At 64.6% G+C, this 12793-nt stretch carries 9 protein-coding genes and 1 pseudogene; 2 read left to right on the forward strand and 8 right to left on the reverse strand.

Going from position 1 to position 12793, the window contains the following annotated elements; translation table 11 throughout:
• Positions 1 to 29: 29 nt before the first annotated feature.
• Both urtB and urtA read right to left on the reverse strand, forming a co-directional pair.
• On the reverse strand, positions 30 to 944 hold the full coding sequence (urtB, locus tag BLQ58_RS27785) for an urea ABC transporter permease subunit UrtB (protein ID WP_029051604.1): 915 nt from the start codon (positions 942 to 944) through the stop codon (positions 30 to 32).
• 22 nt (positions 945 to 966) lie between these two features.
• On the reverse strand, positions 967 to 2262 hold the full coding sequence (gene urtA, locus BLQ58_RS27790; protein WP_029051603.1) for an urea ABC transporter substrate-binding protein: 1296 nt from the start codon (positions 2260 to 2262) through the stop codon (positions 967 to 969).
• A gap of 176 nt (positions 2263 to 2438) precedes the next feature.
• On the opposite strand from urtA, the gene BLQ58_RS27795 reads away from it, so the two are divergent.
• Together BLQ58_RS27795 and BLQ58_RS27800 are read left to right on the forward strand one after the other, a co-directional pair.
• Positions 2439 to 5828 carry a hybrid sensor histidine kinase/response regulator gene (locus BLQ58_RS27795; RefSeq protein WP_092603648.1) on the forward strand — a complete coding sequence of 1130 codons (3390 nt, stop codon included), beginning with the start codon at positions 2439 to 2441 and terminating at the stop codon, positions 5826 to 5828.
• The gene (locus BLQ58_RS27800; RefSeq protein ID WP_049815967.1) at positions 5812 to 6747 is read left to right on the forward strand and encodes a response regulator transcription factor; all 936 of its coding nucleotides are present in this window, start codon (positions 5812 to 5814) and stop codon (positions 6745 to 6747) included. Before BLQ58_RS27795 ends, BLQ58_RS27800 begins: the two co-directional genes overlap by 17 nt.
• 865 nt (positions 6748 to 7612) lie before the next feature.
• On the opposite strand, the gene BLQ58_RS27805 is transcribed toward BLQ58_RS27800, so the two are convergent.
• The 6 genes and pseudogenes from BLQ58_RS27805 to BLQ58_RS28985 form a co-directional block, all read right to left on the reverse strand.
• The gene (locus tag BLQ58_RS27805; RefSeq protein WP_049815966.1) at positions 7613 to 9325 is read right to left on the reverse strand and encodes a ShlB/FhaC/HecB family hemolysin secretion/activation protein; all 1713 of its coding nucleotides are present in this window, start codon (positions 9323 to 9325) and stop codon (positions 7613 to 7615) included.
• Positions 9326 to 9363: 38 nt separating this feature from the next.
• A complete protein-coding gene (locus BLQ58_RS29280; RefSeq protein ID WP_175460031.1) occupies positions 9364 to 9525 on the reverse strand; it encodes a hypothetical protein in 162 nt (53 codons plus the stop codon).
• A 5-nt stretch (positions 9526 to 9530) separates the two neighbouring features.
• Entirely contained in the window at positions 9531 to 9914 is a 384-nt protein-coding gene (locus BLQ58_RS27810) for an oxidoreductase (protein WP_029051550.1), read from the reverse strand.
• Between the two features lie 883 nt (positions 9915 to 10797).
• Positions 10798 to 11190, reverse strand: coding sequence for a hypothetical protein (locus BLQ58_RS27815; RefSeq protein WP_092603652.1), 393 nt, complete (start codon positions 11188 to 11190; stop codon positions 10798 to 10800).
• Positions 11191 to 11251: 61 nt separating this feature from the next.
• Positions 11252 to 11896 (reverse strand): glutathione S-transferase family protein, encoded by a 645-nt coding sequence (locus BLQ58_RS27820; RefSeq protein WP_092603654.1) that lies wholly within the window; start codon positions 11894 to 11896, stop codon positions 11252 to 11254.
• 740 nt (positions 11897 to 12636) lie between these two features.
• Positions 12637 to 12793: pseudogene (locus BLQ58_RS28985) on the reverse strand (IS5/IS1182 family transposase); the annotation flags it as partial.

The raw sequence follows: 12793 nt of genomic DNA on the forward strand, positions 1-12793 counted from the left end.
CGAACTCCGGTGAGCAGATTGGTGCGGGGTCAACGTCGTATCGCCGGGGCGAACAGGCCCTGCGGGCGAATCATCAGGATCGATACGATCAGCAGCAGCGTGACCACGCGCGCCATCGATCCCGTCATGAAGAACTCGGTGATCGATTGCGTCTGCGCGATACCGAAGGCCGATGCCACCGTGCCGGCCAGGCTGGCCGCGCCGCCGAACGTCACCACGAGGAACGAATCGACGATATACAGCGCACCGCTCGTGGGCCCGGTCGATCCAATCGTCGTGAAAGCCGCGCCCGCCACGCCGGCAATGCCGCAACCGATGGCAAACGTCAGGCGGTCGGTGTGTTTCGTGTTGATGCCGGCGGCATTGGCCATGGCCCGGTTGGCCGTCGTGGCGCGCACCCGCAGCCCCCAGCGGGACCGGTACAGCGCCAGCCAGACCAGGCCGGTCACGCCCAGCGTCAGCGCCATCACGAACAGGCCGTTGATCGGGATGTCGAGTCCCGGCGCCGGCGCCCACGACCCCATCAGCCAGTCGGGCAGCGTGGGACTGACCTCCTTGGGTCCGAGGGTCGAGCGGAACATCTGCTGCATGCCCAGCGACAGGCCCCAGGTGGCCAGCAGCGTATCGAGCGGGCGCTTGTACAGATGCCGGATCAGCGCCCATTCGGCCAGCCAGCCCGCCACGAACGCGATGCCGAAGGCGGCACAGATGGCCAGCGGGAAGTACCAGGCCATCCACTCCGGCGCCAAGCGCTCGACGGTGGTGGAGGCGAGGAAGACCGTATAGGCGCCAATGGTCATGAACTCGCCATGGGCCATGTTGATGACGCCCATCTGCCCGAAGATGATGGCCAGGCCTAGCGCCATCAGCAGCAGCACCGAGAACAGGCTCAGGCCGGCAAAGCCCTGCATCAGGCCGATGTTCAGCATGTCGGAGAGACTCATGACCGTGCTCCGGCGTTGATGTTTACTGGTAGCCCTTGGGGAACGGGTTCGGCGGGATCAGCTGCGGCGACTCGGCCACCACCTTGAACTGTCCATCCAGCTGTGCCAGGCCGACGCGGGTCTTGCTCCAAAGATGGTGGTTCGGGTCGACCTTCACATAGCCTTCGGGGGCGGTCTTCAGCTCGACGCCCGGCGACGCCGCCACCACCTTGTCGATGTCGAAGCTGCCGGCTTTCTCGACGGCGGCCTTCCACAGCCAGGGGCCCAGGTAGGCTGCCTGCGTGACATCGCCAATCACGGATTTCGCCCCAAACTTCGTCTTGAAGGCGTCCACGAACTGCTTGTTGTTGGGGTTGTCCAGCGACTGGAAGTACTTCATGGCGGCATAGAAGCCGGCGATGTTTTCGCCGCCGATGCCCAGCACTTCATCCTCGGTCACTGAGATCGTCAGCAGGAACTGCTTGTCCGCCGTGATGCCGGCCGCCTTGAGCTGCTTGTAGAAGGCCACGTTCGAGCCGCCCACCACGATCGCGTAGATGCAGTCGGGCTTGGCTACCTTGATCTTGTTGATGAGCGAATTGAAATTGGTGTGGCCCAGCGGGTAGTACTCCTCGCCCACCACCTTGGCCTTCTGGAAGTTCTCGATGTGCTTGCGCGCGATCTTGTTCGACGTGCGTGGCCAGATGTAGTCCGACCCGATCAGGAAGAAGCTCTTCGCGTTCTTCTGCTTGGCGGCCCAGTCGAGGCCCCAGATGATCTGCTGCGTGGCCTCCTGGCCGGTGTAGATCACGTTCTTCGACTGTTCCAGCCCTTCGTAGAAGGTGGGGTAGTACAGCAGGCCGTTTTCCTTCTCAAAGACCGGCAGCACAGCCTTTCGCGAGGCCGACGTCCAGCAGCCGAACACGGCCGCCACACGGTCGTTGACGAGCAGCTTCTTCGATTTTTCGGCGAACGTGGGCCAGTCAGAAGCGCCGTCTTCCTTGATGATCTTGATCTTGCGGCCCAGGATGCCGCCGGCCGCGTTGATCTGGTCGATGGCCAGTTGTTCGGCCTGGATGGAACCGGTTTCCGAGATCGCCATGGTGCCCGTGGCCGAATGGAGCTGGCCGACTGTGACTTCGGTATCGGTCACCGCGAGCTTTGTCGTGTTGATGGCCGACGTGGGCAGGTTGGCGCCGTGTGCCTGGACCGCCATTCCGGCCAGCGGCAGCGCGGGCAGGGCCGCCAGCCCCTGCATCAGCCGGCGGCGGTTCAGCGATACCGCACGATCTTCGGCCGAGGCTGCCGGAGACGACCCGTTCTGGTTCTTGTCACGCATGTTCAACGCTCCTGGGAGGCAAGTTGGGGTGGATGCTGCGTTGGGCGGATCATGCGGGGGACATGCGCAGGGCGGAATACGTCATTCAACGTACAGGGTGGCCGCCGTGGCCTTCCGGCTGGGACGGCACGGCTCTTGCGTTCGCCAGGCGGTTCGACCCTGCCCGTATTCACGATATGTCGAGTTCCAGCCAGCCCGTGCAGCGCATCAGCAAGATCCGGCGCGATTACAACCGCTGGGTCGCCGACGAGACGCTGGAGGATTACGCCCTGCGCTATGCACCAAGGTCGTTCCGCAAATGGAGCGCCTTCCGGGTGGCCAATACCGCTTTTGGTGCAGTGGCCTTCCTGGCGCTGGAAGCAATCGGGGCGGCAATCACACTGAGCTATGGCTTTACCAATGCGATGTGGGCCATTGGCGTGGTCAGCCTGGTCATCTTCCTGACCGGCCTGCCGATTTCCTACCATGCGGCGCGCGACGGCCTGGACATGGACCTGCTCGCACGCGGCGCCGGGTTCGGCTATCTTGGGTCGACCATCACGTCGCTGATCTACGCCAGCTTCACTTTCATCTTCTTTGCGCTCGAGGCAGCCATCATGGCGCAGGCGTTCGAACTGCTGTTCGGCATGCCACGATGGATCGGCTACCTGCTGTCGTCGGTCATCGTGATCCCGCTGGTCACGCACGGCGTCACGCTGCTGTCACGCATCCAGCTATGGACACAGCCGCTCTGGCTGGTGTTGCTGGTGCTGCCGTACGCGTTGATCCTCTGGCGCGAGCCACAGAACTACACAGCATTCCTTTCGCTGAACGGTCGCCTGGCCGATGGCGACGGATTCTCCTGGCACGCATTTGGCGCGGCGGCCACCGTGGCCGCGGCACTAATCGGACAGATTGCCGAACAGGTGGACTTCCTGCGTTTCATGCCGCCACTGACGCGCAAGAATCGTTTTCGGTGGTGGACGGCTCTGATAGCGGCCGGGCCCGGGTGGATCGTCCTGGGCGCCGCCAAGATGGCGGGCGGTGCCTTTCTGGCGTTCATCGTGCTGCAGGCGGAACTGCCGATTGCCCATGCGCTGGAGCCCACACAGATGTACCTGGCCGGCTTTGCACGTGGACTGGGTGAAGGGTGGCCGGCATGGGCACCTGTAGTGCTGACCGGACTGCTGGTGCTGGTATCGCAGACCAAGATCAACATCACGAATGCCTACGCCGGTTCGCTTGCGTGGTCCAACGTTTTTGCGCGGTTGACGCACAGTCATCCCGGGCGCGTGGTATGGCTGGCGTTCAACGTGCTGATTGCGGTCATGCTGATGGCCATGGGCGTGTTCGAGGCGATGGAGCAGGTGCTGGCCCTTTATGCACACCTGGCCGTGGCGTGGGTGGGCGCGATATTCGGTGACCTGGTCATCAGCAAGCCACTGGGCCTGTCGCCACGCCATGTCGAATTCCGGCGTGCCTACCTGTTCGACATCAATCCTGCCGGCTTCGGCAGCATGGCGCTGGCGTCGGGGGTATCGCTGCTGATGCACCTGGGCGTGTTTGGCGACGTCCTGCGCCCTGCGTCGATTGGCGTAGCGCTGGCACTGGCCACGGTATTGCCGCCGGTGATCGCGCTGGCGACGCGGAGCCGTTTCTTCATGGCGCGCACGCCGGTGGACTTTGGCGATCGCCATGCGGTGATCCGCTGCGCCATCTGCCGCAATGCGTTCGAGCGGGAGGACATGGCCGGCTGCCCCGCGTACCGCGGGCCGATCTGCTCGCTGTGCTGCACGCTCGACGCACGCTGCGGCGACCGTTGCAAGCCGGGGGCCAGCGCGCAGGAGCAGATTGCCACCGCGCTCACCCGCGTGCTGCCGGCCGGTACACCGCCGGTGGCAGCGCGCCGCATCGGGCAGTTCGTGCTGATGCTCGCCGGCATGGTATTCGCGTTTGGCACGCTGCTTTGGCTGCTCTATACGCAGGAGCAACTGTCGAGTGTGCTGGCCCCGGCCAGCCAGACCGGTGGCGCTCTGTTCCTGAAGATCGGCGCGGGGCTGACGCTGTTCTCGGCCGTGGCGGCGTGGTGGCTGGTGCTGGTCAATGAAAGCCGCACAGTGGCGCAGGAGGAATCGGAGCGCCAGAACGTGCTGTTGCAAAAGGAAATCGACGCGCACCGGCAAACCGACGCGCTGCTGCAGCACGCAAAGGATGTGGCCGAAAAGGCCAACGTGGCCAAGAGCCGCTTTATCACCGGCATGAGCCACGAAATGCGTGCCGGGCTGAATTCGATCCTTGGATATTCGCAGTTGCTGTTGCGCATACCAACGCTGCCTGTGCCGTGCCGCGAGGACGTGCGCACGATCGGGCGTGCCGGCGAACACCTGTCTAGCCTGGTCGACGGCCTGCTGGAGCTGTCGCGCATCGAGGCCGGCAAGCTGCGGCTGGAGCAGGAGGCCGTGTCGCTGGAATCACTGTTCGACGACCTGGTGCGCATGTTCCGCCCGCTGGCTGCCGCGCGCGGGCTGGCATTCCAGTATCGCGTGACGGGCCAGCTGCCACTGCATGTGCATGGAGACTCCAAGCGATTGAGGCAGATCGTCATCAACCTGGTCAGCAACGCGATCAAGTTCACCGATCACGGATCGGTCACGCTGACCGTACGCCACCAGCGCGAACTGGCTACCATCAGCGTGAGCGACACTGGCCCCGGCATTCCTGCCGAAGACCAGGCGCGGATCTTCGATCCGTTCGAGCGGGTCACGCCCCACGACGACCGCGAAGGCATCGGACTGGGGCTCGCCATCGTGCGGCTGCTGGCGGACCTGATGGGCGGGGACATCATCGTGCGCAGTGCGCCCGGAGAAGGCAGCGAATTCCTGGTGCGACTCTATCTGCCGGTGGTCGCAGTGGCACCTGCCCCACGCAAGGTGATGCCGGCGCAGCCATTGCCGGCGGGTGCCCGCGTGCTGATCGTCGACGACCGGGCTGCGCACCGCGCCGTGCTGCGGGCCTTCCTGGCGCCGCTTGACCTGGAGGTGCAAGAGTTGGGCGAGGGCGCGCAGGTGCTGCCCGTGCTGCGTGCATGGCGCCCGCAGCTTGTGCTGCTCGATCTGAACCTGCCCGATGCATCGGGCTGGGATCTGTGTCGCGAGATTCGGCGGGAACAGCCGGCGCCGCAGGTGGTCATCGTGTCCGCCAACGCCCATGAAAATACCGAGGAGGCCCGTCAGCTGCACGGCTATCTCGGCTTTGTCAGCAAGCCCGTACGCGAGGCGGAGCTGATAGATATGGTTCACCGCGCGCTGGCACCGGCGCCGACGCCGCAATCGGTGCAATCGGTGCAATCGGTGCAATCGGTGCAATCGATCCCGCGGCCGGCACAGCCCGATGATGAGACGCTGCGCGAACTGCTGGCGATGGGCGCGACCGGCCGTCTTCGCGCGGCCGAGGCGCATCTGTCGGAACTGGCGCAGGGCGGCGGCGCCGTTGCCGAGTGGGCACGACAGATGCTGACCCTGGCGCGAACCGACGCTGCAGCCCTGACCACTTCACTTGGGGAGGCGCTTCATGCAACCCGATCCTGATAACCGTCGTCTGGCTGGCGCCATGGAAACGCGTGTGCTGGTGGTGGACGACAGCCCCGACGCACGCGGCATGCTGACCCGTGCGCTGGGCGACGAGGCCATGCTGGTGCATGCCGCATCGAGCGGCAACGCCGCGCTCGATGCGCTGGCGTTCTTCGTCCCCGATGCCGTCTTGCTGGACGTCGACATGCCCGGCATGGATGGCTTCGCCACCTGCCAGGCGCTGATGGACCGCCACGCCGATCTGCCGGTGATCTTCATGACGGGGCTAGGCGATACGGGGCATATCGTGCGGGGGTTCGAGGTCGGGGCCTGCGACTATGTCACCAAGCCCGTGGCTATTGCAGAGGTAGTCGCGCGGGTGCGGTCCCACGCCAGCAAGGCACGGCTGGCGCGCAGCGCGCGCGACGCCGTGCTCGGCAGCACGGTGCCGATGTTTGCTGCGGACTTCGATGGCCGCTGGTTGTGGAGCAACGCCAGCGCAACGCAGGTGTGGCTCGACCGGGGTTGGTCGGCACCTGTGCCGGGCAATGGCTTGCCGTCGGCACTGCACGATGCGCTGCGGCAGCTCAGGATGACCACGCATATCACGCTGGATGGCATGTCGCTGCGCCGGCTGACCGGAAGTGCATCGGACTGGATGGTGGTCGAACTGGGTGCGCCCACATGGGCCGGCGAAGGGGGCGATGCCGACGCCCCGGGTGGCGCCGGGCCGGTGCTCACAGCACGCGAGGCCGAGGTCATGGCCTGGGTGGCGCGGGGCAAGACCAATCGCGACGTTGCAGAGATACTGGGCATGAGCCCGCGTACCGTCAACAAGCACCTGGAACACATCTACGAAAAGCTTGGGGTGGAAACACGCACCGCAGCCGTGGCGGCGGCGCAGCGGCGGCGGGGCCAACCTGCTAACAATGTCTGAAGCCGGACCGGGCACGCAAGCCTGAGGAAATCGCCCGGCGCGGCAATGCACCAGGCACGCGCGGGGAGCGCCAGCATTGCTGGCTCCCTATTTTGGAAGGGCCGAATCCGGGCGCTTTCGAGTGCTCATCGGCCCCGAAAACCTGAAGCGCTTTGTGTTCTAGGTGGCATCGGTTTCGTGCAGGCCCGCATCGAAATCTTCAAGGCTTTCGCGACTGGTTTGCCGAGGCGCCACGGCGCCACTTCGATGCCCGCTGGCCCAAAAATACGGCATCCATCGTATTTACCGGGATCTTTCCAATTCTTAGAATCCACTCGACGTAACCCGTCACGGGAACGCCTATGCATGGCCGCCCAAGCAGGAACGGCCACGCCCGGGCTGCGCCGACCAGAGGCAGCGCATGGTGGCCTCCGTGCCGCCCTAATCCCGGAATTCCATGTCCCCGAACATTTCCCACCGGCGCGCCAGCGTCCTGTCTGCCACGGTCGTCCATCTCTCGATCCTTCTACGATTGGGCCTATAAGGTTCCGGCCTTGCTCAACCAGCCCTTCGGCGTGGCGGTTGACGCAGGAAGGGAATGTCTTCGTGGCGGACACCAATAACAGCCTGGTCCGCAAGTTCACGGTTCCGGCGCCGTAAGCCATCGCCTACAAACGATCGACCGCCGACTCGTCGTGTCGCTTCGCCTTCACGACGGTTCTGGAATTCCCCAACGCTTCCTGCGCCACTCGTCTGTGAAAACGCGAAGCCCGACTGAGGCTGTAGCAGCGCTAAAGTCAACGCCCGCGACGGGCGAACTGGTCAGCCCCCTTCCAGGTCTGGTTCACCAGTCACGCCGTAGGCGTCGCCATGCACGGGGTCGTCGTCAGAAGCCCGCGACCACCTGGAAGTGCACGCGCTGGTGCCGCTGCAGGTCGGCGCGGTCATTGAAGCCGTATCCATAGGCCAGCCGTGCCGTCAGATACTTGCCATAGTTAAGGTCGAAGCCAAGGCCGATGCTGGTCAGGCTGGTGAGGCCGCCGTCCGTGCCCGGCGGCGCGTATGCCTTCACCGCGCCATGATCGACGAACACGAACGCGCTGAGGCCCAGCGAGCGGCTGTCCGGCGCGGTGCTGCCGTACAGCCGGCGATGCAGTTCGGCCGACAGCGTGTAGCCGTTGTAGCCGCCCAGCGCGGCGCTGTCGTAGCCGCGCACCGATCCGTCGCCGCCGATGAAGAACTGTTCGCTGCTGGGCAGCAACTGGTCGCGCGTCCATTGGAAGCTGCCGCCCACCTGCAGCGACAGTGCCGCCCCGAGGTCGTGCCAGTGGCGCGCATAGCCACGCACCAGCCGGAAACTCTGCCAGTCGGTGCTGGCATTGCGGCCTTCGCCGGTGGCAAAGCTCAATTGCGCAAAGGTGAAGTTGCCGTCGGTGCCGGCGCGCATGTCGACCCCCACGGCGGTAGTGTTGGTCTGGTTGTGCGATAGCTCGATCGGATCGATGCGGCTATCCGAATCCTGCCGCTTGTGCGCGACGGTCAGGTCGAGTTGCACCGCCTGCACGAACAGCAGCGGCTGGCGCAGGCCAAACAGGTTGGTGCGCGAGGTGCCCTCGATACCCAGCGACGCGAACGGGCCATTCCTGATCTTGGTCTCGTCGTGGAAATAGCCGTAGGACAGGCGTGTGCCCCAGGGTGTAACCGGTACGCTGTAGTTCACGGACCCCCCGCGATAGCCTTCGGCGGCCGCGCCGCTCAGCGTGAGCTCATCGCGCCATCCGAGCAGGCTGCGGTTGGTGTAGATGGCGCCAAAACGCGTTTCGCCGGTGTAGCGGCTGCCGCCGTTGTCCGTATACGCGCGCACGCTCTGTCGCTCGGGCTCGGTGGCGACCAGCACGATGTCCGTGGCTCCGGTGTTCTGTCCCGGTTCCAGCTGGGCGCGCAACTGCATCTCATTGGTGCGGTTGAAGCGCTCCAGGTCGGCCTCCAGCGTAGGCAGGTCCACCAGCGTGCCGGGCGCCTGACCCGCGCGCCAGCGGATATAGTGGTCGGCGGTCGACGCATTGCCTTCGATGCGCACCGCGCCCACGCGACCCTCCACCAGGCGAATGTGGACCACGCCCTCGGTGACCTCCTGCGGCGGAATCACCGCCATGGCCGTGGCAATGTTGCGTGTTCTGTATTGCGCATTGATGGCGGCCACCAGTTCCCGCAGTTCGGCCAGCGACACCTCGCGGCCCTCGTATGGCGCGGCTAGTCCGCGCAGCAGCGATTCGGGCAGGATGGCCGATGGCGTGAACGCAATCTGCCTGACCTGGAAGCGCGTCCCGGCGTCCTGGCCCAACACGTCAGGCGCGGGCTTCTGCTCGATCAGCTTGTCTGGCGCCGGCACATCGGGCTCGGTGCGTCGACGAATGCGCTGTTCGTTCTCGATGGCCTGCCGCTGGATCACGGCAGGGTCGGCAGCCGGTGGTACGGGCACGGGCGGCACCTGTGCGCCGGCCTGCCGCGCGGGCAGCGCACCGAGTGCCGCGGCCAGCGCCATCGGCGCCAGCGTGAAGGTCGGCGCGGCGCGGCGCGACAGCAATCTGTTGAGCATGCTTGAAAAGTCAGAGATACAGAATGAAGGGGTGCACGTCATTCGGCCACGCATGTGGTGTCATCGGGCTGGCAGGGCGCCAGCAGCATGCGGTCGATGGTCCAGCTTCCGGATGCCGATGCCGGGGTGCCGGGCGACGCGGCGCGCGCGGTCCACGATGCCGGGGCCAGGTCGCCCAGGCCAACCGGGATGCCGGTCATCGCGATCAGTTGCGCCGGCTGAACAGCCGGATGCGGTTATCGAGCGATCCGCCGTAGTGGTCCGTCCGCTTGTTGGTGCCCGGCCAGAAGAACTGGTCGAACAGGTAGCCCTGGGCGGCATGGATCTCGACGCCGTCGAAGCCCACGCGCTGCGCATTGCGGGCGCCTTCGGCAAACGCGGCGATGACCGCATCGATGTCCTGCTGCGTCGCGGCGTCTCCATCGCGCGTCAGCGGATGGCCGATGCCGCCGAACCAGCCAGACGGGCCGATCCGGTGCGGAGCCGGCTCGCCATCGGCACGTTTCTCGTACAGGCTTTCCACCGTGCGCTGCTTCATCTGCCCCATATGCCAGAGCTGCGCGAACATCGGCGTGTCTTCGGCATGCACGGGGGCGGACCACTTCCGCCCATCCCGCCACGGAGATGGCCCGCCAGGAGGTCCCCGGGTTGAACGCGATCGACGTCAACCTGCAGTTCGTCGTGCCGCACCAGTTGCCCGCAACGCCGACCGCCGAGGTGCAGGTCGCCATCGACCAGGTGATGCGCTTTGCGACGGACGGTTCGTACTATCACACCTGCAGGTCACGCGCGCGCAGACCATCGGCTACGCGCTGGCGGATTCCCCCCCCAGCGGGCAGGCGGCATGGATCTACGAGAAGCTCTCCGCATGGTCGGACAGCAACGAGAATCCGGAATCCGTGCTGTCCTATGACCAGATGCTCGACAACATCATGTTCTACTGGGTGACGAACATGGCGCTTCGTCGGCGCGCATGTACGCGGAGAACGCCGACCTGACGTTTGCGCCGGTGCCGCTCGATATTCCGGTTGCCGTCACGGTGTTCCCGGGCGAAATTTACACCCCCCGTGCCACTGGTGCGAGCAGACGCACAGCAGGATGTTCTCCTGGAACCGCGTGCCGAAGGGCGGCCACTTCGCCGCGTTCGAGCAGCCGAAGACCTTCGTGGAAGAGTTGCGCGCCGCATTCACAATGCCAGCGCATCGGCTGACGGGCAGTGTTGCCGAGAAAAAGGGGGGCGTTCCGCAAGGGACGCCCATTTTTTTGCGGCGAGAGGGAAAAAAATGGCCCGGCGTTTGCCGGGCCGATCAGGAGTGCCCGACGAGCGCACCGTCAGTTGGAGGATGGAGAACGGAGCGTTGTCGGATGCAGGTCTGGCGAGCCAATGTCAGAGCCTGGGATTCACGATAGCGGGTTTCCGTCGTGGCATCCACGGACCGGACCGTGAAACTGTTTTCCTGCCCCACGCACAATCACGGGGCGACCCCGTATGACCAGCTTTCGACAAACAGGGTGATGACGCCGAGGATCAGCGCGATGCCGCCGACGGTGACCGCGCAGAGCACCGCCGGATTGGCGAATGCGTCCGCCCCGGGGGCGATGGTCTGCTCGATGCACAGCCCCAGCATGGCGATCAGCGTACCGGTGCCGAAGCTGCCGACTGCAGTCTGCAGCAACAACATCGCGCGCCGCAGTAGCGTGACGCGACGGGCGGCATGAAGGTCCACGACAGCCGGCCTGATAGCCTGCCTGTCGAGGGCAATGCCTAGGCGATTAGTCGCATCCAGCAGCAGGACCGTGGAAGCATTGGTCAGCAGGGCAGGGCCGGTGATCAGCGACAGTGTGGAGGCAAGGCTGGCTGACATGGTGTGGGATGCGGTCTCCCGGAGCCGAAGGGGCTCCGGGCATTGCGCGGAAGGAAGCGGATCAGGCGGCGGCCTTTAATGCGTCGTGCTTGGCGACCAGTTCGGCTTCGTCCTTGAGGGCTTTCTTCACGGAAGTGCGTGCTTCGATGCGGGCGATGTAGTCGAAGAAATTCTTCAGGTGCGTGATCGGCGCGCCTGAGCGCTCGTGCCACAGCGTGGCCCAGACGTAGGCGTCCGCCACGGTGAACTTGTCACCCGTCAGGTAGGCACGGCCGTCGGCCAGTTGGGCGTCCAGCGTCGCGTAGGCCGTTACAAGCTTGTCGCGTGTCCACTGAGTGCCGAACTCCGTCTGCAGCTTGCGCATCAGCGGGATGTGCTTCTGCGCGATCTCGGTGGCGATGAAGGTCAGCAACTGGTCGAACTTCACGCGCTCCAGCGTGCCGTGCTGCGGGATCAGGCCGGCGCCCAGATGCTGGTCGGCCAGATACGACGTGATAACGATCGTCTCGGTCAGGTGGCTCTTGGCCTCGTCGTCGAGCACCAGCACCGGCACGTAGCCGAGCGGGTTGACCTGGCTGAAATCGTCATTGGCCGAGGTGCTCTTGCCGAACACGTCGTAGTGCACCAGCTCGGGCTCCAGACCCAGTTCGTTGGCGATGACCTGAACGGCGAGCGAGCAAGTAGCTTGGGCGATATAGAGTTTCATGGCGATGGTCCCTTCGGGTTGAGTAACTGGGTGCGTGGCGCTTGTCCGGAGATCGGCATCGGCGCCATGGATGCCACTGTACTAACGACGATCGGGGCGATAAAGACGCCATGCGGCGTCAGACCGTATCCATTTTGGAGACAAATTTCGGCAACTTTGGACGGAGATCTGGGTACACAGCCTGGTCATACTGGCCCGCAAGGGCCCATCAACCAGCGGTTCCGCCTGTGCAAGCCGACAAAGTCATATCAAGCGTGACTGCGCAATGCATTTCGTCAATTCGAACCGCTGCTGCGCGCGGTACCATTTTGTGGCTTGCCGAGCTATTAGGCCCCTGCGTCCGTCTATGACAGCAAAGCAGACGATTGCCGAGCATGTGGGCAATAGCGCCTTATGGCCGGAGACGGCCATCGCGCCTTTTAGTTTTTGGACGTCGTTTCACCGGTAGAACCTGTCGGTGCCCGGCATCAGCGGGCGAATACGGCGTCCGTCAACGTAATGTGCCTAGACTATTTCATCGGGCCTGCTACACGATTCCCGTGCCTGTTCGTAGGGGGGAGCGGTTGATTGAGGTAATCTTCGGACAACCCCCTAGCAGGCTGCTGAAGTACTCCCCGCACAAGCGGTATGCTTTTCGCCTGTGCAGGTGAGTACTGTCTGGTTTCACAATCCGCAAGCCGCGCACCGCTGAATCGAGTTTTTCGGCTGCTGGGCACCAGTTTGCGGCTTCATTTCCCCGATTACCGCAACTGCGGACGGATTTGTCCCAGCGAACGCATGCGCACGAGGTTGTAGGCGGCCATGCTCAGGACGAACATCTGATCGACTCGCTTCAATCCGCGCACCATCACCTGGCGCATGCGTCCGACCGTCTTGACCCATCCAAAGCCTTGCTCG

This window comes from Ralstonia sp. 25mfcol4.1 (genome assembly GCF_900104095.1).
Classification (GTDB): domain Bacteria; phylum Pseudomonadota; class Gammaproteobacteria; order Burkholderiales; family Burkholderiaceae; genus Cupriavidus.

What these genes read in the sequence shown, in the direction of transcription:
- BLQ58_RS27800 (WP_049815967.1), top strand. Translation starts at nt 5,812, where the DNA reads ATGCAACCCGATCCTGATAACCGTCGTCTGGCTGGCGCCATGGAAACG.
- BLQ58_RS27815 (WP_092603652.1), bottom strand. Translation starts at nt 11,190, where the DNA reads ATGTCAGCCAGCCTTGCCTCCACACTGTCGCTGATCACCGGCCCTGCC.
- BLQ58_RS27820 (WP_092603654.1), bottom strand. Translation starts at nt 11,896, where the DNA reads ATGAAACTCTATATCGCCCAAGCTACTTGCTCGCTCGCCGTTCAGGTC.
- BLQ58_RS27795 (WP_092603648.1), top strand. Translation starts at nt 2,439, where the DNA reads ATGTCGAGTTCCAGCCAGCCCGTGCAGCGCATCAGCAAGATCCGGCGC.
- urtB (WP_029051604.1), bottom strand. Translation starts at nt 944, where the DNA reads ATGAGTCTCTCCGACATGCTGAACATCGGCCTGATGCAGGGCTTTGCC.
- urtA (WP_029051603.1), bottom strand. Translation starts at nt 2,262, where the DNA reads ATGCGTGACAAGAACCAGAACGGGTCGTCTCCGGCAGCCTCGGCCGAA.
- BLQ58_RS29280 (WP_175460031.1), bottom strand. Translation starts at nt 9,525, where the DNA reads ATGACCGGCATCCCGGTTGGCCTGGGCGACCTGGCCCCGGCATCGTGG.
- BLQ58_RS27805 (WP_049815966.1), bottom strand. Translation starts at nt 9,325, where the DNA reads ATGCTCAACAGATTGCTGTCGCGCCGCGCCGCGCCGACCTTCACGCTG.